Annotated in this window: 19 protein-coding genes and 1 other RNA gene; 9 read left to right on the forward strand and 11 right to left on the reverse strand. The window is 44.0% G+C overall.

Annotated elements, in window-relative coordinates; genetic code table 11:
• Positions 1-473: 473 nt before the first annotated feature.
• From gltB to NH462_RS17845, 3 genes are all read left to right on the forward strand, one after another.
• Entirely contained in the window at positions 474-4,931 is a 4,458-nt protein-coding gene (gene gltB, locus NH462_RS17835) for a glutamate synthase large subunit (RefSeq protein WP_253106973.1), read from the forward strand.
• Positions 4,932-4,940: 9 nt separating this feature from the next.
• Positions 4,941-6,356: an FAD-dependent oxidoreductase gene (locus NH462_RS17840; protein WP_253106976.1), complete on the forward strand. Its 1,416-nt coding sequence runs from the start codon at positions 4,941-4,943 to the stop codon at positions 6,354-6,356.
• Between the two features lie 392 nt (positions 6,357-6,748).
• Positions 6,749-7,144 (forward strand): DUF1801 domain-containing protein, encoded by a 396-nt coding sequence (locus tag NH462_RS17845; protein ID WP_017217986.1) that lies wholly within the window; start codon positions 6,749-6,751, stop codon positions 7,142-7,144.
• A 28-nt stretch (positions 7,145-7,172) separates the two neighbouring features.
• On the opposite strand, the gene recN is transcribed toward NH462_RS17845, so the two are convergent.
• The 3 genes from recN to nadK all read right to left on the reverse strand — a co-directional run bounded on the left by recN (position 7,173) and on the right by nadK (position 10,473).
• A complete protein-coding gene (recN, locus tag NH462_RS17850; RefSeq protein WP_010375416.1) occupies positions 7,173-8,849 on the reverse strand; it encodes a DNA repair protein RecN in 1,677 nt (558 codons plus the stop codon).
• Between the two features lie 95 nt (positions 8,850-8,944).
• Complete coding sequence (locus tag NH462_RS17855) at positions 8,945-9,526, reverse strand: hypothetical protein (RefSeq protein ID WP_253106978.1); 582 nt, start codon at positions 9,524-9,526, stop codon at positions 8,945-8,947.
• Between the two features lie 62 nt (positions 9,527-9,588).
• Positions 9,589-10,473 (reverse strand): NAD(+) kinase, encoded by an 885-nt coding sequence (gene nadK, locus NH462_RS17860; protein WP_017217984.1) that lies wholly within the window; start codon positions 10,471-10,473, stop codon positions 9,589-9,591.
• 90 nt (positions 10,474-10,563) lie between these two features.
• On the opposite strand from nadK, the gene NH462_RS17865 reads away from it, so the two are divergent.
• Both NH462_RS17865 and grpE read left to right on the forward strand, forming a co-directional pair.
• On the forward strand, positions 10,564-11,499 hold the full coding sequence (locus NH462_RS17865; protein ID WP_171039494.1) for an HrcA family transcriptional regulator: 936 nt from the start codon (positions 10,564-10,566) through the stop codon (positions 11,497-11,499).
• A gap of 65 nt (positions 11,500-11,564) precedes the next feature.
• Positions 11,565-12,176, forward strand: a complete 612-nt coding sequence (gene grpE / locus NH462_RS17870) for a nucleotide exchange factor GrpE (protein ID WP_010375425.1) — start codon at positions 11,565-11,567, stop codon at positions 12,174-12,176.
• A 65-nt stretch (positions 12,177-12,241) separates the two neighbouring features.
• Here the strand turns inward: grpE and NH462_RS17875 are convergent, their stop codons facing one another.
• From NH462_RS17875 to NH462_RS17900, 6 genes are all read right to left on the reverse strand, one after another.
• Positions 12,242-13,282: a tetratricopeptide repeat protein gene (locus tag NH462_RS17875; RefSeq protein ID WP_253106980.1), complete on the reverse strand. Its 1,041-nt coding sequence runs from the start codon at positions 13,280-13,282 to the stop codon at positions 12,242-12,244.
• Between the two features lie 97 nt (positions 13,283-13,379).
• Positions 13,380-14,153 (reverse strand): transporter substrate-binding domain-containing protein, encoded by a 774-nt coding sequence (locus NH462_RS17880; protein WP_253106981.1) that lies wholly within the window; start codon positions 14,151-14,153, stop codon positions 13,380-13,382.
• Positions 14,154-14,286: 133 nt separating this feature from the next.
• Positions 14,287-16,995 (reverse strand): CHASE domain-containing protein, encoded by a 2,709-nt coding sequence (locus NH462_RS17885; protein ID WP_253106983.1) that lies wholly within the window; start codon positions 16,993-16,995, stop codon positions 14,287-14,289.
• Between the two features lie 317 nt (positions 16,996-17,312).
• Positions 17,313-17,669, reverse strand: a transfer-messenger RNA (tmRNA) gene (ssrA, locus tag NH462_RS17890).
• A gap of 211 nt (positions 17,670-17,880) precedes the next feature.
• Entirely contained in the window at positions 17,881-18,348 is a 468-nt protein-coding gene (locus NH462_RS17895; RefSeq protein WP_253106985.1) for a hypothetical protein, read from the reverse strand.
• Between the two features lie 488 nt (positions 18,349-18,836).
• Positions 18,837-19,988 carry a DUF1887 family CARF protein gene (locus NH462_RS17900; protein WP_253106987.1) on the reverse strand — a complete coding sequence of 384 codons (1,152 nt, stop codon included), beginning with the start codon at positions 19,986-19,988 and terminating at the stop codon, positions 18,837-18,839.
• 331 nt (positions 19,989-20,319) lie between these two features.
• Between NH462_RS17900 and NH462_RS17905 the strand changes: the two genes are divergently transcribed.
• Positions 20,320-21,972, forward strand: coding sequence for a FapA family protein (locus NH462_RS17905; RefSeq protein ID WP_253106989.1), 1,653 nt, complete (start codon positions 20,320-20,322; stop codon positions 21,970-21,972).
• 46 nt (positions 21,973-22,018) lie between these two features.
• Here NH462_RS17905 and rnt read toward each other — a convergent pair whose 3' ends face one another.
• The gene (gene rnt, locus NH462_RS17910) at positions 22,019-22,693 is read right to left on the reverse strand and encodes a ribonuclease T (RefSeq protein WP_010375437.1); all 675 of its coding nucleotides are present in this window, start codon (positions 22,691-22,693) and stop codon (positions 22,019-22,021) included.
• A gap of 164 nt (positions 22,694-22,857) precedes the next feature.
• On the opposite strand from rnt, the gene NH462_RS17915 reads away from it, so the two are divergent.
• Positions 22,858-23,763: an OmpA family protein gene (locus tag NH462_RS17915; RefSeq protein WP_010375438.1), complete on the forward strand. Its 906-nt coding sequence runs from the start codon at positions 22,858-22,860 to the stop codon at positions 23,761-23,763.
• A gap of 154 nt (positions 23,764-23,917) precedes the next feature.
• On the opposite strand, the gene NH462_RS17920 is transcribed toward NH462_RS17915, so the two are convergent.
• On the reverse strand, positions 23,918-24,391 hold the full coding sequence (locus tag NH462_RS17920; RefSeq protein WP_019647456.1) for a hypothetical protein: 474 nt from the start codon (positions 24,389-24,391) through the stop codon (positions 23,918-23,920).
• 103 nt (positions 24,392-24,494) lie between these two features.
• Here NH462_RS17920 and NH462_RS17925 point away from each other — a divergent pair, with 103 nt between their 5' ends.
• Both NH462_RS17925 and NH462_RS17930 read left to right on the forward strand, forming a co-directional pair.
• Positions 24,495-24,812, forward strand: coding sequence for a DUF962 domain-containing protein (locus NH462_RS17925; RefSeq protein WP_010375440.1), 318 nt, complete (start codon positions 24,495-24,497; stop codon positions 24,810-24,812).
• A 23-nt stretch (positions 24,813-24,835) separates the two neighbouring features.
• Positions 24,836-25,951 (forward strand): amidohydrolase family protein, encoded by a 1,116-nt coding sequence (locus NH462_RS17930; RefSeq protein ID WP_010375442.1) that lies wholly within the window; start codon positions 24,836-24,838, stop codon positions 25,949-25,951.
• Positions 25,952-26,065 lie beyond the last annotated feature (114 nt).

Below are 26,065 nucleotides of genomic sequence, written 5' to 3' on the forward strand. Positions count from 1 at the left end.
ATCGACACTTTCATTAACGCTATTCGCGTTTATCTAACTTAGAGCTACTCGCTTATTTTTATCAACTCAAGTTGACGTTAGCGTCAAGCTAAAAACGCTCTCTGTTTTGCATACCTATATAAACAGTGTAATCGAACGTGCTTCGATATTGAGTTCTATAAAATCCAAAAAGTGAATAATTATTCATTTTTACCTTGGTTTACGTTTACGTAAACGTTTGCTTTTGGTTGTGTCTCGTTGCATTTTTATTGGTGTGATACCGGTGTCATTTTGCAAATTTATATTCACTATTTTCAAAGTGGCAAATTTATTACGATTTTGGCTAACTTGTCTTACCAATGAGAAATATTCAAGTTTATGAATATGTATTCATATTTGTGTTGACTCTACTTTCAATCAAGGCTAATTTTGAATATCTGCCAGCATTTCGTCGTACCGTCATGGGCTGGCCGTTGTAGCAAGGGGAGGAGTCTATGTTATACGACTCAAAATTAGAAAAAGATAACTGTGGATTTGGCTTGATTGCGCATGTAAGCGGTCAGCCGAGTCACAAACTGATCCGTACAGCAATCACAGGTTTGGACCGCATGCAGCACCGAGGTGGTATTTCTGCAGATGGTAAAACCGGTGATGGTTGCGGTCTGTTATTACAAAAGCCGGATAGTTTTTTCCGCGCCGTCGCAGCTGAAAACGATTGGCATGTAGGCAAAAACTATGCGGTAGGTATGCTATTTTTAAATCAGGACTATGAGCTTGCAGCTGCGGCTGAAAAAGTGATCAGTGAAGAATTAGAAAAAGAAACACTGACGCTCATAGGTTGGCGTGAAGTACCCACCGATCCATCTATGCTTGGTCCTATTGCTAAAGCACAATTACCGCAGTTTAAACAGGTTTTTGTCGGTGCTCCAGAAGGGTGGCGTCCTAAAGATTTAGAGCGTCGTCTATATATAGCAAGACGACGCATAGAAAAGCGTTTAGAACAAGATGAGCAGTTTTATATTTGTAGTTTGTCCGGTTTAGTGACTATCTACAAAGGCTTAATGATGCCGGCGGATCTACCGAATTTTTATACGGATCTTGCTGATATGCGGATGACCAGTGCGATTTGCGTATTCCATCAACGCTTTTCAACCAATACACAGCCTCGATGGCCGTTGGCGCAACCATTCCGCTATTTAGCTCACAATGGTGAGATCAATACCATTGAAGGTAACCGTCAGTGGGCGAGGGCACGTGCTTACAAGTTCGCGTCACCTTTATTACCAGATTTGCAAAATGCGGCACCGTTTGTCAATGAAACGGGTTCTGACTCGTCTAGTTTAGATAACATGCTAGAGCTATTTTTAGCTGGTGGCATGGACTTATTCCGTGCTATGCGTATGTTAGTACCACCTGCATGGCAGAAAAATCGCGCTATGGATGAAGACTTACGCGCATTCTATGACTTTAACTCCATGCATATGGAACCGTGGGATGGACCAGCTGGCATCGTAATGTCTGATGGGCGCTTTGCTGCCTGTAATTTGGACCGTAACGGTCTTCGTCCTGCCCGTTATGTGATCACACAAGACGGCTTTATTACGCTTGCCTCGGAAGTGGGCATTTGGGATTACGCGCCAGATGAAGTTATTGAAAAAGGTCGCGTGGGTCCAGGTGAATTACTGGTGGTTGATACTTTACATGGCAAGATTTGGCAGTCCGATGAAATCGATCAAGATTTGAAATCCAGACATCCATACAAAACTTGGCTTGAGCAAAACGTTAAGCGTTTAACGCCATTTGAAGCACTAGATGAAAAAGCGGCTGGCAAGCGCGATCTTGACGATGAAACCTTGTTGACCTATCAGAAGCAGTTTGGTTATACCAACGAAGAGCTCGACCAAGTTATTCGCGTGATGGGTGAAAATGGCCAAGAAGCAACTGGTTCAATGGGGGACGATACGCCATTTGCAGTGCTATCTGAAGGACACCGCTCGATATTTGACTACTTCCGCCAGAAGTTTGCTCAGGTCACTAACCCGCCAATCGATCCGTTACGGGAAAATCATGTAATGTCACTGGCGACTTGTATTGGTCGCGAGCAAAACGTTTTTAACGAAACCACAGGTCATGCTAAACGTTTGCAGTTTGCCTCGCCGGTACTGACTTATTCTGATATGCAGCAGCTATTAACCGCCGATGATGACCATTACTGTGCGTGTAAAATTTCATTGATTTACGAGATTGAAGAGTCTTTGCAAGATGCAATCAAGCGTATTTGTGATGAGGCTGTTGCAAAAGCAGGCTCCGGGTGCGTGATGTTAGTGCTCAGTGACCGAGAAATTGCTGCAGGCAAGCAAGTTATCCCAGCGGCGATGGCCGTGGGGGCGGTACAAAGGCGACTGGTGGATGGCAACCTGCGTTGCGATACCAATATTTTGGTTGAAACAGGTAGCGTAAGAGATCCGCACCAGTTTGCTGTTATGTTAGGTTTTGGCGCAACAGCGATTTATCCTTATCTAGCCTACGAAACCCTTGTGGCAATGTGTGATAAGAAGATCATTAAAAAGTCTTACCGCGAGGTGACTCTGTCTTATCGCGGCGCGATTAACAAAGGTTTATACAAGATCATGTCGAAGATGGGGATCAGCACCATTGCTTCCTATCGTTGTTCGATGTTGTTTGAAGCCGTCGGTTTATCCGATGAGGTGGTTGAATTGTGCTTCAAAGGAGTTGCAAACCGTATTAAAGGTGCGTGTTTTGACGACTTTGCCTTGGAGCAACAACAACTCAATAAATTGGCATTTAGCAAGCGTAAACTGCTATCACACGGTGGATTATTAAAGTATGTGCATGGTGGTGAATACCATGCCTATAACCCAGATGTCGTGCAAACTTTGCAGACCGCAGTTCGTTCGGGTAACTATCAAGACTACGTTAAATATGCGGAGCTGGTAAATAACCGTCCAATTACCAATCTGCGAGACATGCTTAAGCTTAACACGGCGCAACAAGCAATCGACATCAACGATGTTGAGCCTGCGACTGAGCTATACAAACGTTTTGACTCAGCCGCGATGAGTATCGGGGCTTTATCACCGGAGGCACATGAAGCGTTAGCAATTGCGATGAATCGCCTCGGCGGTTGCTCTAACTCTGGTGAGGGTGGTGAGGATAAGCTACGTTTTGGTACAGAAAAGAATTCGCGTATTAAGCAAGTTGCTTCTGGCCGATTCGGTGTGACACCACATTATTTGCGTTCAGCTGACGTTATTCAAATCAAAGTTGCGCAAGGGGCAAAGCCGGGCGAGGGTGGTCAGCTGCCGGGTGAAAAAGTCACCCCTTATATCGCGAAGTTACGCTATTCGGTTCCTGGTGTTACTTTGATTTCGCCTCCGCCGCATCACGATATTTATTCGATTGAAGACTTAGCTCAGCTTATTTTTGACCTCAAACAGGTCAACCCTGAAGCGATGATCTCGGTCAAGCTGGTTTCAGAACCCGGTGTCGGCACGATTGCGACTGGTGTTGCTAAAGCGTATGCCGATCTCATTACCATTGCCGGTTATGACGGTGGTACAGGGGCGAGTCCGCTGACATCGGTAAAGTATGCAGGTAGTCCGTGGGAGCTTGGCCTTGCTGAAACGCAACAGGCGCTGGTTGAAAATGGTCTACGCCACCGCATTAGGTTGCAAACAGATGGCGGCTTAAAAACAGGATTAGATATTATTAAAGCTGCAATTTTGGGTGCTGAGAGCTTTGGCTTTGGCACAGGCCCTATGGTTGCGCTTGGCTGTAAATACCTGCGGATCTGTCACCTTAATAACTGTGCAACCGGTGTTGCGACACAAGACGATACGCTGCGTCAAAAGCATTATCACGGACTGCCAGAAATGGCGATGAACTACTTTAAGTTTATTGCGCAAGAGGCTCGTGAATTAATGGCTGCTTTGGGAGTTACAAAACTCACCGATTTAATTGGTAGAACGGATTTACTTGAAGCCATTGAAGGTAATACTGCGAAGCAGAAAAAGCTCGACTTAAGTCCGCTTCTAGCGAAGCCGAACAATCCGTCAAATGAAGCGCTGTATTGCACCCATACTAATCCATCACACTACAGTGGTGCGTTGAACGAAAGCTTACTAGCGAAAGCTAAGACGGCAATTGATGAAATGACGGGTATCTCGTTGGTGAGTCGTATTGCCAATACGGATCGCTCTATCGGCGCAATGTTGTCTGGTTATATCGCGAGCAAGCATGGTAACCAAGGTATGGCAGCAGATCCAATTGCACTCGAGTTACATGGTACTGCAGGGCAATCGTTTGGAGTGTGGAACGCGGGTGGTCTTGAAATGACATTAGTCGGTGATGCTAACGACTACGTTGGTAAAGGGATGGCTGGTGGAAAGCTAGTCGTGCGTCCTCCTATCGGTTCAAGCTTTGCCTCTCATCAGGCGGCTATCATCGGTAACACCTGTTTATATGGCGCGACCGGCGGTAAGTTGTTTGCTGCAGGTCGAGCTGGCGAGCGCTTTGCTGTGCGTAACTCGGGTGTACAAGCGGTTGTTGAAGGGCTTGGTGATAATGGTTGCGAATACATGACGGGAGGCGTGGTGTGTGTGCTTGGTCAAGTTGGCGTTAACTTTGGCGCAGGCATGACCGGTGGTTTTGCCTATGTACTTGATGAAGAGAGTGATTTTGATAAGCGGATCAACCCTGAGTTGGTCGAGCTGGTAGATCTCAAAGCGCTAGCATCGCACCAAGAACATTTACGCGGTTTAATTGCGGAGCATCTAGATTTAACGAGCTCAACCCGAGCTGAGCAGATCTTAGCTAACTTTGAGTTGTATTTGCCAATGTTTAAATTGGTAAAGCCAAAGTCGAGCGATTTAAACAGTTTACTTGGCCACCGAGCGCGTAGTAGCGCTGAGCTAAGAATTCAGGCGCAGTAGGAGAGAGCAATGAGCGAGAACGTTTACCAATTTATCGATGTACAACGTGTAGATCCGCGCAAAAAGCCTATTTCTGCGCGTAAGCAATCTTTTGTTGAAATTTATGAGCCATTTTCTGAGCAGCAGGTTCATTCGCAATCTGATCGTTGTTTAGATTGTGGTAACCCGTATTGTGAATGGAAGTGTCCAGTTCACAACTATATTCCGCAATGGCTCAAACTTATTCGTACGGGCAGAATCATTGAGGCAGCGGAGCTGTCTCACCGTACCAATAGTTTGCCTGAAGTGTGTGGCCGAGTTTGTCCGCAAGATAGGCTTTGTGAGGGGTCGTGTACGCTGAACGAAGAGTTTGGTGCAGTGACTATAGGAAATATTGAAAAATATATTACTGATACGGCGTTTGCACAGGGCTGGAAGCCTGATCTTTCTTACGTTACTTGGACCGATAAGAAAGTCGCAATCATAGGCGCGGGTCCGGCAGGACTTGGCTGTGCGGATATTCTAGTGCGAAATGGCGTGCGCCCAGTGGTGTATGATCGCAACCCTGAAATTGGCGGTTTGCTGACCTTTGGGATCCCGTCATTCAAGTTAGAAAAATCGGTAATGGAAAACCGTCGCGAGATTTTCACCGAAATGGGCGTTGAGTTTAAACTCAATACCGAGGTTGGTCGTGATGTTTCAATGGATGAGTTATTGTCGCAATACGACGCCGTATTCTTAGGTGTGGGGACGTACCAAAGCATGAAAGGCAATCTTGAAAATGAAGATGCCGATGGTGTTTATGATGCGCTACCATTTTTGATTGGTAACACCAACCGAGTCATGGGTTATGACGAAAGCCAACATAGCTATGTGAACATGGCTGGTAAGCGCGTAGTGGTACTAGGTGGTGGGGACACAGCGATGGACTGTGTTAGAACGTCAGTCAGACAAAATGCGCAATCCGTGACCTGTGCTTATCGTCGTGATGAAGAAAACATGCCAGGTTCCGTTCGAGAAGTTAAAAATGCCAAAGAAGAAGGGGTTGAATTTAGATTCAATTTACAGCCAGTTGGTATTGAAGTCGACAGCTCAGGCAAAGTCACGGGCGTTAAAATGGTGAAAACACAATTAGGTGAACCCGACAAAAATGGTCGCCGTAGTGCTGAAACCGTGGAAGGCTCTGAGCATACACTAGAAGCCGACGCGGTGATCATGGCATTTGGTTTTAAGCCTCACAACCTTGACTGGTTAGCACAATACGATGTCGCAATAAATCACTGGGGCGGTATTGTTGCACCAGAAAAAGGCGCATTTACACATCAAACAAGTAATCCGAAAATCTTTGCCGGTGGTGACGCCGTACGAGGTTCTGATTTAGTGGTAACGGCGATTTTTGAAGGCCGCAACGCAGCTGAAGGCATTTTGGACTATTTAGAAGTTTAACGCTTTTGTCGTTCACAAACCCCAACTACATTCGTTGTAGCTGGGGTTTTTTATTTGAATTTTGCGTAGGGACTGTTTATCTTTTAAGTTTGTTTTTGCAGCAGTTTGATTGGTGTTTATACAAGGCAGAGTCTGCGTAGCATAGTTGTTCTATGTGAGTCAGGCGAGAACACAGTAGAAATGCCAATCAAGCGCTGCCCTTTGGGTTCACCTGAGTGTGCTTTGTTCATTGTTGCTCAACTTTTACCTAGATTACTAGGCGGCAAGTCGAGCGTCGCGACCAAAACGCACTCAGAAGAACAAAAATCAAACAGCAAAGGTCAACAGACCCTTGTTAGCCGCTAACTTAATTTCACTCAACATATATTTATCAATAGTATTAAGGAAAGATCATGAATGAAACGATAAACTCAGGCGCTGATGCGGTCACTGCAAAGATAGCGAGTGTAAACGATTGGCGTGCAGTGGTATTGCAGCAGATCAGAAGTCTGATCCTAAGTGTTGATGAAGATGTAGAAGAAGATATCAAATGGCGTAAGCCAAGCAACCCAACAGGTGTGCCCGTCTGGTCAAAAGCTGGCATGATCTGCACGGGCGAAGTTTACAAAGATAAGGTCAAACTTACTTTTGCATATGGCGCAAAGTTTGAAGATGAACACGAGTTATTCAATAGTGGCTTTGCTGGTAACACTAGACGGGCGATTGATATAAAACAGCAGGACACCATCAATGAAGCCCATTTTTGTTCATTGATCCGCGCAGCAATTCGGTATAACGCTGCGCGTTAATCAACAGGTGCAATCCGCCTGATAACGGCTAAGCACTTTGTACTTGTAATAACTCTTTTGCACTCGCTCTTGTCGTGTCACTTATTTTATCTCCACCAATTAACCTTGCTATTTCATCAATGCGTTGGCTTTCTGCCATTGGGGTCATTTTGGTAAAGGTTTCGCCATGTTCTACCCGTTTTGCGACAAAGAACTGGTTGTGACCACTGCATGCCACTTGCGGTAAATGGGTAACACAAATAACTTGCGTGGACTGACCAAGCTGACGTAGCAATTTACCTACGGTTGCAGCCGTTGGACCTGATATCCCTACATCAACCTCATCGAAAATCAAAGTGGGTGTCGTAACACGTGTTGCGATAATCACTTGAATGGCTAAGCTTATCCGAGATAGCTCACCACCCGAGGCAACTTTGCCCATAGGCTGTAAAGGTTGTCCTGGGTTAGTAGAGACGTAAAATTCAATGTGGTCATATCCAAGAGGGCTCGGTTTAGCGCCAAGATTAGGCGTTAACTGGATCTCAAATTGACCATCACCCATCGCAAGCTCTTTCATACTTGCCGAAATACGTTCGTTAAGAGATGCACTGGCTTGCTGGCGACTTTGACTTAATCCTAGTGCAGCTTGGTTATAAGCGTTGATGGCTTCAGCAATTTCTTCCTCTAGTGCATCCAGTCGTGCAGAATCAGAGCTAATAGACTCAAGCTCGTGTTGCAGTGCTTGATGGTGCTGATATAGCAATTCAGGCTGAACTTGATGCTTTCTAGCTAAATCTAGAGCTTGAGAGAGTCTATCTTCCAACTCTTGTAATCGCATAGGATCTTGTTCGACCGAATCGGAATAACTGCGGATCTCTCTACTTGCTTCTTCCACTTGTACTGCTGCCTCTTCTAGCACTTGCGCAATATTCTCGAGAGTTTTGTCAAAACTGGTGAGTTCAGAGAACACTTGCGCACTTTGTTGTAGTTGCGATAGCACAGTCTGCTCGTCATTTTCATAAAGGCGAGAGAGCTCACGGTGGCATTGTTCTAAAATGGTTTGACTATGGCTTAGGCGCGAATGTTCGGTCTCAATATCTTCATATTCGCCTTCCTGTAAGGCAAACTCGTCAAGCTCCGCTACTTGGTACTCAAGAAGTTGTTTTTTTGCGGCTTGTGCCTGTTGTGACTTTTGAAGTTCGGCATATTCTTTTTGCAGTTTATGGTAGTGATTGTATTGTCCCTTAACTGCTTGTAACAAAGTCGTGTGGCTAGCGTAGGCATCAAGCAAGTGCAGTTGATACTCTGGCTTTAGCAGTAGCTGATGGGCATGCTGCCCATGAATTGCAATAAGATGTTGCCCAAGCTCCTTTTGCTGGCCTGCAGTAACAGGGGAGCCATTGATGTAGCTTTTACTACGCCCACTTTTACTAATAACACGACGAAGAATACATTCATTCTCTTCGTTATCTAGCATATGCTCTGTTAGAAAGCGTTTGGCAGCAGGGAGATTTGAAACATCAAACTGAGCAGAGATATCCGCCTTATCGGTACCTGGACGAATAGCAGAGGGATCAGCACGCTCACCGAGACATAAAGAAAGCGCATCAATTGCAATGGACTTACCCGCGCCTGTTTCACCTGTAATTGCGGTCATGCCGCAATGCCAGTCAATATTTAGCGCACTAACAATAGCAAAATTTTGAACATTTAAAGCTAAAAGCATACTGTACACCCTAACAGAGAGTTACTGTTAATTTATACAGTATTTTGTTGTTTAGCAACTCAAATCAAAAAATTTTACTAAAAATAATAGCAAGGTTAACCAACAGCATGCTCTTTTACTAAGGCTGCTGCTTGCATTTGTTGGTTGGATGGCTCTGAGCTACTTAGTTCTGGTGAGTCTAATGCATCTTCATCTTGTTGTATTGCTGGCGTATCAGGTGTTTGAATGCGTGCAATGAGAGCAGGAAGCATCTCGCGATAGAAGTCACGATTATAGGCAATGCCCGCCGTGGGTAATTCAGCAACAAAATATTGTAATTGCTCAGCAAGCAAATCCATATTGCCATTTGAGCGACACTTATTAAGCTCGTTTGTCACTGAATAGATAAATAACTCAGACACTTTTTCCAGTTGCGCCAAGTTCTCTTCCGAGTGCGCTTGAACAACAAAAAAGTTGCCAACAATTGCATTGATCTGCGGTGCGTATTTTGGCCTTAAAATCTTCGCTTCAACGAATTCAGCAACTTTAAGCTTAAAGTTGCTACTAATCACTTTTAAACGATCGTTAAAGGCTTTTTTTTCCGCTTCACGGGCTTTTCTTCTATTGTTTTCAATCACTAAATACACAGAAAGTATAGTGATAAGCAGCGCCAATGTGAAAAATACAACGTAAGCCATTTTATTGTTATTTACCTAAATTAGAAAATTTAACCAAGGTTATTTTGCGTAACTTTGTGGACTTAGTAAAGCCTACTGCCCCAATTTAATTTCTGTCTAAGAACATTGTAGTAGGAGTAGCATTTGGGATGTATCAATCTTAGTCTTTTCTCCGCTTTTTTGATGATAACTTCGTCACCGGGTAGCACTGCCAGTACAACATGACTGTCACAACTCACTTGTAAGCTGTCGGTGTTTTCTAGACTTAACTTAAGTTTTACTTCTTTTTCTGCATCCACCACTAAAGGTCTGCTAGATAAAGTATGCGGAAACATAGGCACCAGTGAAATAGCGTCGAGTTCGGGGGTTAAAATAGGCCCACCACCCGAAAGCGAGTAAGCGGTTGACCCCGTTGGCGTCGAGACAATTAAACCGTCTGAGCGCTGAGAAAATACAAAGTCGTCATCGATAAAAGCCTCAAATTCAATCATATGTGCAACTTTATCAGCGTGTAATACGGCTTCGTTCATTGCTAAATTTGCGCTTTTAAGTTGGTGATGTCGGTATACTGCCACCTCCAACAGAAATCTCGATTCTTCAATAAATTGGCCACTCAACACCGCTTCTAGCTGCGCTTCAAAGCCTTCGGGGTTCAAATCTGTCAAAAAGCCTAAGTTACCGCGGTTAACTCCAATCACGGCGACATCAAAACGAGCAAGTACTCTTGCTGCACCAAGCATGTTACCGTCACCACCAACAACAATAGCAAGGTCGCAACGTTTACCTAGTTCAACTAACTCGACAACAGCGTCTTCGTCTAACGACTTTATTTGCTCCGCAACGCGATCTTCTACGAGTACTTCATATCCTAATGCTTGCAAAAATGTGTAGAGTCGTTGTAAGGTCGTCCCCGCGCCTTCGTGGTTGGGTTTGCCAATTAAGCCGATGGTGTTAAACGTGGTCGTCATTCAGTCATTTGTCCTTGGTATCTTTGTTGCAAGATTATATTAAAAGCGTAGTGCTTGAAACTGGCAATTGACACCCATATTAAAATAATTATGAAACTAAATCCCAGAGATGAACAAATTCTGTGTGCGGTCATGCGCCATTATTGTAATGGTGAAGGGCAGCCTGTTGCATCCAGCAAAATAGCAAAGCAGGACGGCCTTGCTATTTGTTCTGCAACCGTACGCAATGCAATGGCAAGACTTGAAAATCAAGGCTTATTGTATTCGCCGCACACGTCAGCTGGCCGCGTGCCCACCGACCAAGGTGTAAAATTCTGGCTACAGGAGTTTTTTCCTCTGGCTGATGTTGCCGTTCATTGGCAACCAGATCAATCCGCAATAGTCTCTTTTGCCCATTTATTGAGCCAAAACTTTCAGGTCTGTTGCTGCGTGGGATTACCACAAGTTAGCAGCAAACAAATGTTCCGTGTGGAAGTACTCGATTTTGATCGTAAAAATTGGCTGGTCCTACTGTTAGACAGAGCGGGGCAATCACACAATATTTGTATTGATAAACCCGTAGATGACTCCGACGCGTTGCGTTACCAGTTCGCGGCTTGGATGAATACTGTATTCAGTCAACAAACTTTAGTTGAAGGGTTGCACCGAATGCGCGCCATGGCACACAGTGCACCGCCGAGTTGTCATCATATTTTGGCCCAGTGGACTAAGCAGTTAAGTCAGCAATTAGGCTCAGATAATGCAATTGTGGTCGGTGAGCGCTACTTATATAACCGCTTAGAGTTGGATAGAGAGATTAATCTTGGCGTCGGATTTTTAGACCAAGTTGAAGACCGCTTAGCGTTTAAAGACGGCGTATCCGTGTTACTTGGCGAAGAGCTAAGTATGCTCGGTTTACATCGCGTAGTGGTGCTCAGTGTGCCGTATTTCTCCAAAGGAGAATATCAAAGTCGCTTTTGCGTCATTTGTCCTGCGGATTCAAAGATCGAAGCCATCTTGTCAGAATTCAAAAAATTGCCGCAATAAAGGGTTGAAACTCTCATTTCAATCCCCATAATTACCGCAGTTGTAAAGAATCGGAGAATCATCACATGTCTGAGCAGACAAAAGCCCCAGAGCAAGAGCTTGAACAAACACAAGCGGAAGCAGAAGTTGTAGAAGCGCAAGCAGAACAACAAACGCAGGAAGAGCAGGCAGAAAATGCGGGTGAGTTGAGCCCAGAAGAAGAAATCGCTGGTCTGTATGCTGAGCTTGAAACCGCTAAGCAAACTATCGACTCACAAAAAGATAGCGTTGTTCGCGCCGCTGCTGAGCTTGAAAATGTTCGTCGCCGTGCCGCGCAGGACGTTGAAAAAGCACACAAATTCGCACTAGAAAAGTTCTCAAACGAATTACTACCTGTAATTGATAACCTAGAGCGTGCGATTGAGTTTTCTGACAAAGAAAACGAAACGCTAAAGCCTGTGCTTGAAGGTATCGATATGACTATCAAGACATTTGCCGATGCCTTAGCTAAATTCGGTGTTGAAGCGGTAAATCCACAGGGTGAAACATTTAACCCAGAGCTACACCAAGCAATGTCAATTCAGCCGAGCAATGATGTATCACCAAATACAGTGCTTGCTGTGATGCAAAAAGGTTATACCTTAAACGGCCGTCTATTGCGCCCTGCAATGGTGATGGTGTCTAAGGCCGCTGAATAAGCAAATCCAATTTGAAAAAGCCGCTCATTGAGCGGCTTTTTGCGTTTAGTAACGAGTGTATGCGCTTACCAACTACACTGTTTCACTTTATCAAACCAAGGACTGGAAAAAGACTTGGCTGTGATGGGGAGGGGGGCAGTGACTTCGACGCCTAATTCTTTTGCTAAATATCTATGTACTAGCAGTTTTACTTTATCGCTTTCTAACTGGGTATATGCCAGTTGTAACGCTTGCTTAGTGTTTTGGTTGGGCATTTCTCCTTCGAGTTGTTTATAACGCGCCTCAAGCCATTGTAGCCAAGCTTGTTTTGATTCGTTTGGAAAAGCTGTAGTTAGGGTAGATGTGGGCCCTTGTAAACGTTCGTAGTTGACGATTTGCTTTTGAATAAGAAAGACAAACATCAAGTTAATGCCCGCTGAGATTTGACCCGAGCGTTTATCAACAGCTTGATAACCCAACAGGGCATGACGAAAATACTGCTCGGCTTCAAATATTCGGCCTTGATCAAGCGCGAGGCTACCTAAGTTGCTTTCGATCATCGCAAGTACTGGGGTTTGTTTTAACTCCTCAGCCAATTTGCGTGCCTTGGCATACAATGTTCTCGCTTTTTGATAGTCATCTTGGTTGCGGGCAACTAGCGCCATACTGTTAGTTAGCGTAAGCCGTTGGCGGTCATTTTCTGCATATTTGTAGGCACACTTGAGGCTAGTATCAGCATCATCAAGGTACTCCTGTCGGCGTAACCAAATCCCAAGTGCGCTTAAAATGGTAGGGAGGTTTGCTTTAAAAAACATGTCATCTGGATAAAAAAAGGTCGCGTTTATTGAGGTATAGAGCCTATCTACTTTATTTGTTGGTACAGAGGCACGAGCGCTCAGCAAGTGCCACTGAATAAATAAAGGTACAGGTACATCTTGCAATTGCTCTAAACCGTCGAGAATAATCAGTGATTGTGCAGGGTTAACCGTTAAATAGTCGCTGGCCTCGTCTAGCTTACTTTCAAAATATGAAAAGTCTTTCGCCAACGCGTGTTGGCAAAAATAAAATGTACAAGTTACAAAGAGTAAAAACCGAACCAAGCAAACCCCAACCACATTTTGGCGCATCTATTAACTGTAGTCGGCAGTAACAAATAGTTCCAAATCAATTACGATAAACAGCATTATACAAAGATAAGCAACAATGTAGAGGTCGCCTCTTTAGTTATGAATAGGGAGCGGGAACTTGATGAAAAGAAAACAAATTGCTGAGTTCGCTTTGGTGCAAGTCAATTAGCCGATTGATGTTTTCAAGATCTTCAGTAGTTAAACTGACTTTGCTAAGCATATAGCTAACAGGTGTTTTATTCGCGTCGATACCTGAATAGATAACATCGGTATACTCTTTGGTTTGAATAAAGTGTTCGCCCGCGAGCTTATCTTCAACAACATAGTCAACTCGCTGTTTACTCAACATTTTAAAGCGACGAGCGGCATTGGGCAGGTGAACCAGCTGATCGTTATAAAGGTCTTGGATCAGTTTTTCAAAGGCCATACCGTAGTAGCTGCCAGCATTCAGTGCAAATGTGTTTCCTGCAAGTATCAACGACTCGACTTCGCCGCCAATTTTTGGTTTGTCTTTATGTTGGAATAATGCCATGACTTCTTGGCGGTAAGGTGTAGTAAAGTACGCAAACTTAGCTCTCGTTGCGGTTTTGGTCGCGGCCACCACTAAATCTACTTTGCCTGTTTTTAGCTCCGTTAGCATTCTTGATGAGGTGGGATAAAATACATATTTCAAGCAATAAGATGAATCGTTAAACAAGGTATTTAGCGCATTAATTTCTATACCAGAGACATTACCTCCGCTGCGAGAAATATAGGGAGGCCACTGCGTTTCGTTCATTCCTACACGCAAAGTTTTATCGCATTTGGCCGACGCTTCGAACGCTAAAAACGCGATGAATAAACTGAGTAAAAACGATCTAGCGTATTTCATGGTGATCGATCCTTGCAGATGAGTAGAGGTGATTATTTTATCAGTAAATCAAAAAAGGTACACGAGCTTTGTTAAACGATTAAGTTTGTAACCGCTAACCGCTAACCGCAGAATGTTCTCATATCTGTAAAAATTACTGCATATTTCGGCTATGTGCGAGTACGGTCGCGATGGTATTGATAAGCTCAAGCTGCTCTATGGGTTTGGCAACATAACCATCAAATCCGACGCGCTCATACAAGGCTTTGTCTTCCGGAAAAGCATTTGCAGTTAATGCGATGATGGGGATATTAGGATCTTTACTCTTAAGACGTTTGCAAGCCTCAACGCCATCCATCTCTGGCATTTGGATGTCCATAAGTATTAAGTCGGGTTTGTTTAGCTCAAATTGTTCAATAGACTCTTTGCCATTATTCGCAATCGCAATATCACCATTGGCTTTACTGATCATAGAGCGCACTACTAGCTGATTTACTGGGTTATCCTCAGCCAGCAATATGGATGTGCCGCTCAAGTCAGCTGCGGTCAGCTGGTCGGTTGTTGGTTGCTCTGAGGTTATCTCAGACTTTTGCATAGGCAACTCGATGCTAAATAGACTGCCTTTTCCAACGGTACTCTCTACTTTAATCGTACCGCCCATCAGGTCAATTAGAGAGCGAGTGATAGAAAGACCAAGTCCCGTACCACCAAATTTTCTAGTGGTGGACTTATCTGCCTGCTCAAATCGTGAAAAGAGTTTGTTGATTGTGGCTTCTGTCATCCCAATGCCAGTGTCGGCTACGGTAATAAGCATACCTGAATCATTTTGAAGCGGTTTTATATGGGTAATAATACTGCCAGTTTCAGTAAACTTAATGGAGTTTGACAAGAGGTTAAGCAACACTTGCCTGACTCTGACCTCATCTCCAAGCCAAAACTTATGCTCAAGTTCAACGTGGATCTTAAGCTTTAACCCTTTATTTTTTGCCAACACTAAGAAGTCTGAGCGTAGATGTTCAACCAACACCTCAATATTAAATGGCCGTTCTTCAAGCTCAATTCTACCGGCTTCAATTTTAGAGAAATCCAAAATATCGTTGATGATGGTGTTAAGTGCCTTAACTGAGTAGGTGGCTTTCTCAAGCAGGTTAGAGGCGGTGCTGTTGAGTGGTTCCGACTTTAAGAGTTGTAATGTACCGTATAAGCCGTTCATGGGGGTTCGTATTTCATGACTCATATTCGCCAAAAAGACGGCTTTTGCCTTAGCTGCTTGCTCAGCTGCTTCTTTGGCGTGCGAGAGTTCTCGTTCGTGCTTAAGCTGCTCGGTGAGATCTAATGCTATACCTAAAAAGCCATCAACATTGCCACGTTCGTCGGTCAATGTCGTTACATTCAGCTTAATTTGCACGTATTGGTTTTGCTTAGTGACGTAAGTCCATCGGCTAGTATCTACCACACCTTGCTTAGCTTTGGCGACAAAGACTTCAAATCCAGGTTCAATGACACTGCCAAGCTCTTCAGTTAACGCTTTTGCTCTTTCTACGACCTCTTCCTCAAGATGGAAAATGGCAGGGGATGATTTACCAATGAGTTCATCTTTTTTGTACCCCAGTAAACGCTCGGCTGCAGGGTTAAACTGAGTAATGATACCGTCAGGATCGGTGGCAACAATGGCATAACCCGAACCTTCAACAATGCTGGTGTGAAGTTGGCTGTATTTTACGATTTCTTTAGTTCGTGCTTTTACTTCCTGTTCTAATGACGAGTTCAGTTTAGCAAGAGATTGTGCTCTTTCTTCTTCGGCTGCTAGCTTTTCCTTTTCTGCTAGACGCTGACGCGTAAAGCTTAAAAGTAAAATATAAGTGATGATTGCCAATAGCGCAGAGACCAGCAACGCGACCTGTAAAATGGTATCAGGAGAGACGAGATTGAGTGAACGGATAAACTGCGGAGTTGGCCAAATTTTTACTTCCCAAGCACGACCGAACAAGTTGACCTGTTTAGCCACTGAGTTATCCAACTCTTTAACATCTTCTTTTAGCACCTGATAAAATGGCGTGTTTTCATCGTTATTGGTTACATCGGAAATTTGAATCGAAACATCTTGTCGAAAAGACAACAAAGTTGACAGGATTTCATCGATAAGTAACGGGGAATAAGTCCAACCAACTAAGTTGTCTAAGCGATTTTCTTCATTTGCTGCCATACCAATAGAGGTATAAATTGGGGCGAGGATCAAAAAGCCATATTTAATTTTATTGTCGGCTTGTACTAAGGTAATTGGAGCGGTAAGCCTTGGTTCATTGGTAGTTGCTGCTTCTATTGCTGCCGTTCTGCGACTAGCTTCGGAGCCTATATCCAAGCCCACGGCTTTATCATTGTTTACTTCGGGCTCGATATACTGAATAACAAATTTGCTGGTGTTATGTGGGTTTAGCGTTTTTATGGAGAACGCTCTGTCAGTACGCTCAGCTTGTGCTTGTTGCACAAAGCTACTTACGTCATCGACGGGGACATATTTGATGATCCCCACGCCACGAGCCCCAGAATATTCCGCTTGGAAGTCAAACGAACTTATATAACGCTGCATCGCCTGATAGTCAAAGCTGTGTTGTTGATTCGCATAAATTGCAGTGCGAAGCCCCAAAATACCGTACCAATACAGCGTAACGCGCTCGTTTACCCCCTCAGTTACATGATCAAGTCGTGAGGCAAGTGCCGCTGTTACCTTTTCAGCATGATGCTCCTTTTCTTGCTCATATAACACCAGCCCATAAAGCATACTGCCAACTAACACGAGTAGTGCAGCAACAAGTGGCAAAAATCGGCTCTGGCGAACTGTGTGAGCATTCGCTAACGACACGCTATATTCCTTACGCTTTAAATCTAACCAATATGTTAGTCCAGATAGCATAGAATTGATAGTGATTGCGGCGAAGTGACAACGCTGAATTTATATCTAAATTAGCTCATGAAAGACATATTTTGAATTGCTATTTGGATAAATTGTAGATTAAGGCTAGCTAATTCCCGTAGCCTTAAAAGCTAAAATAAATATGCGGAGTTTGGGCTTTATATAAATGTGGTCACGATGTGGACACTTTTTAGGATATTTGCCCCTGAAAAAAAAAGCCAGTCAAAGCATGCTGCTCTAACTGGCTGTTTTAAAACGCTAAAATTTGGTGGAGCTGGGGGGATTTGAACCCCCGTCCGGAAAGCGTCGACCTTCGGTCCTACATGTTTAGTATCGTCTTTTGGTTAACCTTTAAATCTCGGACGAACACGATAAGTAAAGGCGAGGCCGCTTAATTTTAGCCCTTCAACCCCGGCCAGGGTTTCCGTAGCGATCTTGTGTAGGGTGACACTCCAGAACCAGATCCACAAGAATATCATGGAGGAGTGCTAGCGGGCTATTATGCCGCTAGAGCGTAGTTATCGTCGTTTGCGATTACTTTAAATACGGCTTTTTTACGAGGCCAGCCGCACCTCGACATGCACCTTAGGCTTCTTGAATCCCGTCGAATCCTAATCAGCCCCTGAATAAATTCAGTACTGTTAGTGTCTATACATCTAACAACTAACTATGTCTCGCATTATACATAGGATTAATGTCATTACAATGGCTTATCATGCCATTTGCTGATGATTTAACGAAGCAGAGGCGTGTTTGATTAATTACTCGCCGATTGCTGAACAAGACCGTAAGCGTTTAATATATGTATAATGGGTTGGCTTTTGATTTGTGCGACTAGGCACTTGCAAAGAATCGTCCTTTACCACCATATTGATAGTTCTCTAAAGTCTTGAGCAGCTTTTCAGAGAATTGAATTTCTGTTTCTGAGCGGCCACTCCGACGGGCCTCTCTTAATCTGGCCTTTTGTATGGCGATAACGTCGATTTTTTCATTCTCGGCTTGTGAAATGTCGGCAGGAGAGGGGAGTCCACTCCTCTGACTTAGACCTTGCTCAACAGCAAAATAATGTAAAGAAAGCGAAGCATGCTGCCCTAAATCCAATATTCCTTCGTCATACAGCGCTTTGGATGCTTGAGAAAGCTCTTTTTTGGTGATATGGGTAAAGTCGAATTGCACTTCTTTGGTATGGCTATCTGTTGCCTCTGATGCTGGCAAAACGCTTCCCTTCGCTTCATTTTCGATTGATTGCGCGCGTCGCACCTGAGCCTGATTATATAGCATTGCCTGGTGTTGAACTTTCATTTAGCAAATCCTTCTGAAATATGTATAACAACTTTAGCAAAGTTTATGCCCAAAAGTGGCTCAATAAACCTAGGGTATTGGTTTGGTTTAATATTATGGGTTTAAATCTATGTACGTAGAGGGAGCAGTTGGGCACATAGCCCGTAGCAGCGACTTTACGTCGCGAATCTTTTAGATTAGATATCTTTAATTGGTTTTACAGTTCCTATCGCGGGATAAACCCGCTGCTACGGGGCTGGCGTGGTTATGACTTTACGTCGCGACTCTCTTAAATCAGATATCTGCTACGAATTGGACGGCCGAAGCGGTTAGCGCTTCATGGACGAATCAAGGTGCACGGCATAAAATTGGAGAGCGGTTACTCGATTACAAAAACAACTTAAAAAATTGCTCAATCATACAAACAAGGCACATTTCTTTGTATTTTATGTGTTTGTAGGGGCGATAAACGCAGCGCCAACAAACGCTGGATATGTTGCCTTTTGTGTTTACGCTCCGCGCAACCAGTTGCGTAGTCTATCTTTGAGTTGGCCAAGGTCGTCTTCGCAGATCAGGCCAATTTCTAGCGCTTTGGCGCGTAGTCTTTCTGAAGTTCTAATACCTTGATAGCTCACTAGTAGGCCTCTTGCTTGTACGCCGCCAAACAGTTCGCTGAGGGAATCAAGTTTATAAATCACTTGGTTGCCTTCCCCTTTACTAAACTTTTTGGTTTTGCATTCAATGAGGTGAAGCTTATTGTTGGCGAGCGCTACAATATCTAGCTCGTTATTGACATAGCCTTGCCCCACGCGACGTTTAATCGCAACGCCTTGGGCGACATCTTGTAAAATGGTGAGTTCTTTTTTTAGGCTGAGGAGCGTGGCGTAAACATATTCTTCTAGCCAGCCACCGTTGGCAAAAAAGCGAGCGCCTTCATTAGCAAACTTTAATTTGTCGTCTTGCCTTGTGGCGATGTTAGCATCTTCTAAATCGTCAATGAGTGTTTGTAAACTTGGGCTATTCATTTGGCTGCGACTCAAAGGCTCACTAATAAGTGCATGATCTTCACTGCTGGCAGCGAGGTAGTTGAGCTGGGCTAGGGCATGGCTAAAATCCGTTTGACTGGTTGCCCATTTGGCACCGAGCTGGCGATAGCGAATATCAACCACCCCCTCATTGGCAATTTCGGTGATATCGCCGTCGATGAGGTTAAAAAAGTCGCGTATTTTTAGTTTATCGGCAAGGATGGTGTTAGTTCGCTCTGTTGGTACAAGCCAGTGGAGTTCGTCGCGCTCGGGCTCAATGATAAAACATTCAATTGGATAGGCGCGGATCACCTCATACATTGCAAGTAAGTGTTGGCGGTCGCCGCAACTGGCATTAAACACAAACTGGGTATCTGGTTGTTCGCTAATGAGGGTGTCAATGAGTTGGTGGAAGCTGTCGATTAAGGTGTCACTATCTCGGCTGGTAGGAATAAGGGCATGATGTACTTTCACCCCTCTTGGCCCCAGCACTCTTTTAATATCTTCAAGATTTTGTTGTTGTTGAGATTCTATTAAATAGAGTATTTCATCTGAGTCGATATTGTGGTCGAGTACAGGCGTAAGCGTGTTAATAAAGTTGGTGTCGATAAAACTAAGATGTACGTGCTTTGTCATGACTGTCCCTAAAAGTTATGTCCTTCATGAAAGATGAAATTACCCTATAAAGCGGCAAGTGTAAAACAGAGTAATACTTAGTTATGAATTTGCCGCCATTTGGCTCGAAACCCTAAAGTTTATCTAAAGTTTTGCACCGTAAAGTCGATAAATCCAAGGAAAATAATAAGTTGTATTTTTAATGCACAGAATGATTTACATTCATTTATAATTTGTAGCAGTTCAGGTAATGTTAAGCTTAACAATTTGGCGAAGTTATGCTCAAATGAGTTCGCTGCATTAAAAATAACAACATAACAATAAGATCGTGCATACTTTTCAGGGTTGATGAATGTCATTATTTCGTTTTGATGAGGATGAGGGCTATGTCTACTTACTCTCTCATCCTGTGGAATCCGGATTTCCGGCGAGCTCGTCTCAGCTAGTTGAGATGATAGAGGGGTCGCCATATGCGGATTTTGAAATCATTCATGCCAATATCGGCCAATTATTTACCGCAAGTGAGGCGCCCGAGCAGGACTCGCTGATTGTGGCTCGTGCCATCGATGCGTCTATTTCTGTGCGTATTGAAGAAGGCAACATGCTTGCTGAAGCGAGAGTGATCACAGCCCGTGGTGGTAAGCTGGTTTGTATGAACAAGGCCAAACAAGCGTTAAAACAAGCGGGTATTAAAAAAGGCGTCAGTGGCAAAGCCCTCGATAACCTTCTCGGTCAGCAGTTAGAACTCCCTCCTGGACACACTTACAATGGTATTGTTGCGCATGGTCAACGAGCCAAAGATGGCAACGACGCACGGTTTGTGCGCCTGTGTATGACAGCGCAGGACAGAGTACTCAGCCCGCAAGAATCGAGCGGCGGTAAGGTCGATATGCGCAACTTAGGTGCTATTATCACCGTAAAGCCGGGCAGCCCATTAATGAAAAAAGTCCCGCCAACTGAAGGCGAGCCGGGTTATACCGTGTTTGGTGATGTGATTGATCCAAAACCAGGCAAAGATGCACCACTTGAGGTGTCAGAAGGCACCAAGCTCGACCCCAACGATAAAAACCTGCTTATTGCCGATTCAAAGGGGGTGCCTGTAGCCATTCCTCGAGGCATGCGCGTTGACGATGTGCTGTGCTATGAAAACATTGATGTGACGACTGGGCATGTTGAGTTTGATGGCAGCGTGATTGTGAGCGGTGATATTAAAGATGGAATGCGGGTTAAGGCTTCGGGCGATATTACTGTTATTGGTTTTGTGGAGTCGGCTATTCTTGAAAGTGGTAGCGCGGTCACGATAATGCTTGGCACGATAGGCCGCAAGCGCACTGAAGGTGAACCTTTTTCATGTTCAATTAAAGCAAAGCGCAGTGTTTCGTTAGGTTATGCGCAGTACTGTCGAATTGAAAGTGAACAAGATATTCTCATTGAACGTCAAGCTTTGCATTGTGACCTGGCTTCCAAGCGTTTAATCAAAGTAGGTAAAGGTGAAACCCCCAGAGGCAAACTGATTGGCGGAAATGTATTGGATGCCATGCGTATAGAAACGGGTGAACTTGGGGCACCTTCAGGCACAAGAACACGTATTTCACTAGCCCAAGACTGGGATAGTTTGCACGATAAGCACCGAGAATTAGTGGAGCTGGAAAAGGTGCTGGCGTCCAAAGTCATCGATATTAAACAAGCTATGAATAAAGCACAGGCGTCGCCGCAATCGCAAAAACGAGATGCATATCTTGCCAAGTTGCAGCACAGCGAAGCGCAGATAAACAAGCATTATCGCCGTAATCAGCGTAACATCAGTTTAATACAGCAAAAAATACATCGATTAGCACGATTGAGTCGAATCACAGTCAATGAGCTAATGCACCCCGGAACTGAAGTAAAAATAGCGAAAGACACTAAGCTGTTTTCGCGAATTTACCCGCCTAATTTCGTTAAATTGCATGAAGGTAAGATCATGCAACAGTTTACGACTGCCAAAACCGCAGAAATAGCGTAAAAACGAGCACTTATAAAAATGCCAGCTGGATTTGCTGGCATTTTTATTATTCGGTGTCGGTTGTTGACTCAGGTTCTGACTCGGCTTCAGGCTCTGGTAATGGCCAGCCACCTAATGCTTGCCACTTGTTGACTATGTAGCAAAAGAGCTCTGCGGTGCGTTCTGTGTCGTAAAGTGCGCTGTGTGCTTGACTGTTATCGAACTCGATACCCGCTGCACGACACGCCTTTGCAAGCACCGTTTGGCCTAGAGCAAGCCCAGCAAGTGATGTGGTATCAAAACTGACAAACGGGTGAAAAGGCGTGCGCTTTATCTTGTTACGCTCAATCGCTGCATTTAAAAAGCCGTGATCAAAAGCGGCATTATGGGCGACGACAACGGAGCGCTGACAGCCTGCGGCTTTTTGGGCTTTACGCACGGCTTTGCAAATTTCTTTCAGCACTTCATCTTCTGCAACTGCACCTCTGAGTGGTGAAAATGGATCAATGCCATTAAAGTCAATCGCAGCTTGCTCAATATTTGCGCCTTCAAAAGGCGCAACATGAAAGTGTACTGTCTGATCTAAGCTTAATACCCCGTCATCGTCCATTTTTAACATACTGACGGCAATTTCTAGTAGGGCGTCAGTATCTTTATTAAAGCCAGCGGTTTCCACGTCGATAACTACAGGAAAGAAGCCGCGAAAGCGTTTTGAAAATAGCGTTTGCTCGGTATCAGACATAATCTTCTTGGTTTGTGAAATTTAGCGGCCTATTATACTGATACCTAGACAAGAAGCGAGCAGCTTGAGAGCGCTTAGTATGGTACATTTATTGCTTAACTCTAAATAGCGCGAATTGGTAGAGACAATCTCTAGTTTTTGGCGTGCTGAGCGAGTGTAGATTAATGGTTGATGTTGTGAGGTGTGGGGTGATCAAGTTATATAAATCAGTAGGTTGGGTTGGTATATCGTTATGCGCCATCACCTTTAATAGCGAGGCTGCAATGCGGCAATACGCTGCCGAAGCTGATTCATCACATTGGAATGTTGACCAAAACAATCGTTTGAGTTGTGCGCTTAATCATGAAGTCCCGTATTACGGTGAAGCTATATTTTCAAGTAATGCCAGTAAAAATAAAGACTTAACCTTTAACCTAGATATGATGGTACGTCCTGAAAGTTACGATTTTGCAGGACTTGAATCGGTGCCACCGCTTTGGCGAGCCGGCAAACCGGCAAGAAGTATCGGGCAAATGAAATTACTGAAAAAATTTGACGGTGAACTTGAAAATGACGTCGCGTGGCAGTTGCTGACTGAGCTTGAAAAGGGCTACTTTCCTACTTTTTATTATAAAGATTGGCACAACGACGTAGATAAAATCTCGGTTTCTTTGTCGTCAGTGAACTTTAAACAGGCATATTGGGCGTTCTTACAATGTCGCGATAACTTGTTGCCATATAGCTTTGAAGACATTGCTTTTACGGTGATGAATTACAAGAAAAACTCCAGCGAACTGACAAAATCGTCACGTAAACGCTTGGATATGATCGGCGAATATCTTAAAAATGACCCGAAAATTGAGCAAATTTATATTTCGGCCTATAGCGATAGTTATGGCGGCCGTGATACCAACCTGAGGTTGTCAAAGAAACGTGCCGAGGCGATTAAATCATATATGGCGAGCTTAGGGGTTGAAGAGAATAAGATTATGACCGATGGCTTTGGCGAAAAGCGCCATATTGATACCAACGACAATGCTATTGGTCGCGGTAAGAACCGTCGAGTCGTGATCCAAATTTCAAGACCTTGATGTTGGGGTTTTGGTTTTGTAGTTGGTTGTTGGTTGTTGGTTGTTGGTTGTTGGTTGTTGGTTGTTGGTTGTTGGTTGTTGGTTGTTGGTTGTGGGGTTAAGTTGTCGGCTTAAAAGCCGACCTACGAGCTGAGACACGGTGCTGATATCGGTTCTATTCTAATACCGTACTACATGACGCTTTTAATGCATTGGCATGACTGAGCTGATTGTGATAGGTGATGGTAATGGGCTGTGTGGTGTTTATCTCATAAGCCAGTGCTAAATCTAATTCTACGCTTTTACTTTGCCCTGCATTTAGGGTCATAAATTCATTGGCTGTCGGCGCGAGTCGTTTCGCCATGGGTCCTTGATAATTAAGTGGCTTGCCATTTTGTGTTACCTCTAAAAATTGGCTCCACCAGCCTTCAAAAGGGGTATGCCAAATTAGAAACTTTTCATCATTATGGCCTGCGTTGGTAAAAGTGAAATTAACGGGGTAGGTCATACCTGAGTCGGAACCCTTACTCACACTGCATTGAATGTTACTTTGTGCATTCATCGTTGCCTCTGATTTGGTGGTTGGGGCGGTGTCGTTGCAAGCTTGAAGCAGCATCGCAGCGGTGATCATCATTAGGGGTTTCAACATACTGTTTCTGAGCCTGTTGCCACGCTCATTCCTTTTTTATTTTCAACGTAAATACTTTGCACTATGCTGAGTATTACAGTCGAATAACGAATCGCATACTCTCATGACCAAAAATAATAACAAAGAGTTCAATTCTTTTGCATCGTTTTACCCCTATTACCTCGCGGAGCATAAAAACAAAACCTGCCGTCGCTTGCATTTTATCGGCTCAACCTTAGTGCTCTTGATTTTGCTCTTTGCGCTTGTCACGACACATTGGTCTTTACTGTGGTTGTTGCCAATCGCGGGTTATGGTTTTGCTTGGGTGGGGCATTTCTTTTTTGAAAAAAATAAGCCTGCGACATTTCAATATCCGCTGTATAGCTTGATGGGTGACTGGGTCATGTACAAGGATATTATCCGTGGTAAAGTACCTTGGTAAAGGAGACTCAGTAGATAATAAAAATGAATGTAAAACAAAGTGTTATAGCCATGAGTTGTGCCGTTTTATTGGCTGGTTGCCAAAGTGTCTCGGCCACTAGCACACGCACGCTGGCAACTTTTAGTGTAGATAATACCCAATGTTACGACCGCAAGACGCAGCCTAGTTATTTTGCCGTTGATTCTCATCACCATTTTCAGCCATTTAGGGGAGATGCGGTCCCGTTTGATAAGCTCGTTACTTGGGCAGAACGTGCGGGAGTGGTGTTTATCAATGTTTATGGCATTGGTCAAACTTACGAGCGAAGGCCTGACTGCTTTGGTGAGCGTGGTTGCTACAGCCAGTTGATTTCACCCAGCATTCAAAATGACTTTAAAAATGCAAGCAATTATCTTAAATATGGCGCAGATAACGTGCATATTACTTTGTCTATGACCTTTGCTGACTTGCATAAACCAGAGACTATTTTGCCAAAAATGGCACTTCTCGAAGACGAGTTTGGTGACTTATTTCGTTGGATGGGAGAAGTGAATTTAGTCAAAGCGGCGCACTTTGGTAATGGCCATCAAGCGGTAGATAAAGAGACTATCGCAAAATGGCAGCCATTTATGGCTGTGCTAAAAGAAAAGCGTATTCCGCTTGCTCTGCACGCTGACTTAGGCGATAACGCCGCGCCACTCAAATACTTGCCTTTGCTTGAGGAAGTGCTAAAGCGCTACCCAGAAAACGATATCATTTGGATGCACATGGGAGTCTCAAAAGAGTTAAACCAAATTGATCCAGAGCTGCACATAAACACCATGGAGCGGTTATTCTCCCAATATAAAAACCTAAAGGCCGATCTGTCATGGCGGATTTTGTACGACTATTACTTTAGCGACCCGAAAATTCAGGCGCAGTATGTTGAATTTATTAATGCCCATGCTGAGCGCTTTTTGCCAGGCAGTGATTTCGTCGCCAGTAAAAATAAACGCTTTTTCGATTACTTAGAAGAAGTCGATATCAATAGTCGAATTCTCGCCGAACTTGACGACAATGCCTTTCGTCGGATCGCCTTAGGTCAAAACTATTTTTCGCTTTTAGATTTACCTTATCGCGCGCCAGAGATCTGTATTATACCAATTGTATTAAGTAAATGAGCTATTTTGAAGCGGGGAAATAGCTTTAGTAGCTAGGCAAAAATTTTGCTATTTAGTTGTTCTAAATGAGAAATTTTTAACGAAGCTAATATGCTATTTCACCCTTCAAATTGA

The organism is Pseudoalteromonas sp. OANN1, assembly GCF_024124685.1.
GTDB classification, from domain to species: domain Bacteria; phylum Pseudomonadota; class Gammaproteobacteria; order Enterobacterales; family Alteromonadaceae; genus Pseudoalteromonas; species Pseudoalteromonas piscicida.

Bases quoted from the DNA above. Each gene is read 5' to 3' on its own strand.
- gltB (WP_253106973.1), top strand. From the start codon at position 474: ATGTTATACGACTCAAAATTAGAAAAAGATAACTGTGGATTTGGCTTG.
- NH462_RS17840 (WP_253106976.1), top strand. From the start codon at position 4,941: ATGAGCGAGAACGTTTACCAATTTATCGATGTACAACGTGTAGATCCG.
- NH462_RS17845 (WP_017217986.1), top strand. From the start codon at position 6,749: ATGAATGAAACGATAAACTCAGGCGCTGATGCGGTCACTGCAAAGATA.
- recN (WP_010375416.1), bottom strand. From the start codon at position 8,849: ATGCTTTTAGCTTTAAATGTTCAAAATTTTGCTATTGTTAGTGCGCTA.
- NH462_RS17855 (WP_253106978.1), bottom strand. From the start codon at position 9,526: ATGGCTTACGTTGTATTTTTCACATTGGCGCTGCTTATCACTATACTT.
- nadK (WP_017217984.1), bottom strand. From the start codon at position 10,473: ATGACGACCACGTTTAACACCATCGGCTTAATTGGCAAACCCAACCAC.
- NH462_RS17865 (WP_171039494.1), top strand. From the start codon at position 10,564: ATGAAACTAAATCCCAGAGATGAACAAATTCTGTGTGCGGTCATGCGC.
- grpE (WP_010375425.1), top strand. From the start codon at position 11,565: ATGTCTGAGCAGACAAAAGCCCCAGAGCAAGAGCTTGAACAAACACAA.
- NH462_RS17875 (WP_253106980.1), bottom strand. From the start codon at position 13,282: ATGCGCCAAAATGTGGTTGGGGTTTGCTTGGTTCGGTTTTTACTCTTT.
- NH462_RS17880 (WP_253106981.1), bottom strand. From the start codon at position 14,153: ATGAAATACGCTAGATCGTTTTTACTCAGTTTATTCATCGCGTTTTTA.
- NH462_RS17895 (WP_253106985.1), bottom strand. From the start codon at position 18,348: ATGAAAGTTCAACACCAGGCAATGCTATATAATCAGGCTCAGGTGCGA.
- NH462_RS17900 (WP_253106987.1), bottom strand. From the start codon at position 19,988: ATGACAAAGCACGTACATCTTAGTTTTATCGACACCAACTTTATTAAC.
- NH462_RS17905 (WP_253106989.1), top strand. From the start codon at position 20,320: ATGTCATTATTTCGTTTTGATGAGGATGAGGGCTATGTCTACTTACTC.
- rnt (WP_010375437.1), bottom strand. From the start codon at position 22,693: ATGTCTGATACCGAGCAAACGCTATTTTCAAAACGCTTTCGCGGCTTC.
- NH462_RS17915 (WP_010375438.1), top strand. From the start codon at position 22,858: ATGGTTGATGTTGTGAGGTGTGGGGTGATCAAGTTATATAAATCAGTA.
- NH462_RS17920 (WP_019647456.1), bottom strand. From the start codon at position 24,391: ATGTTGAAACCCCTAATGATGATCACCGCTGCGATGCTGCTTCAAGCT.
- NH462_RS17925 (WP_010375440.1), top strand. From the start codon at position 24,495: ATGACCAAAAATAATAACAAAGAGTTCAATTCTTTTGCATCGTTTTAC.
- NH462_RS17930 (WP_010375442.1), top strand. From the start codon at position 24,836: ATGAATGTAAAACAAAGTGTTATAGCCATGAGTTGTGCCGTTTTATTG.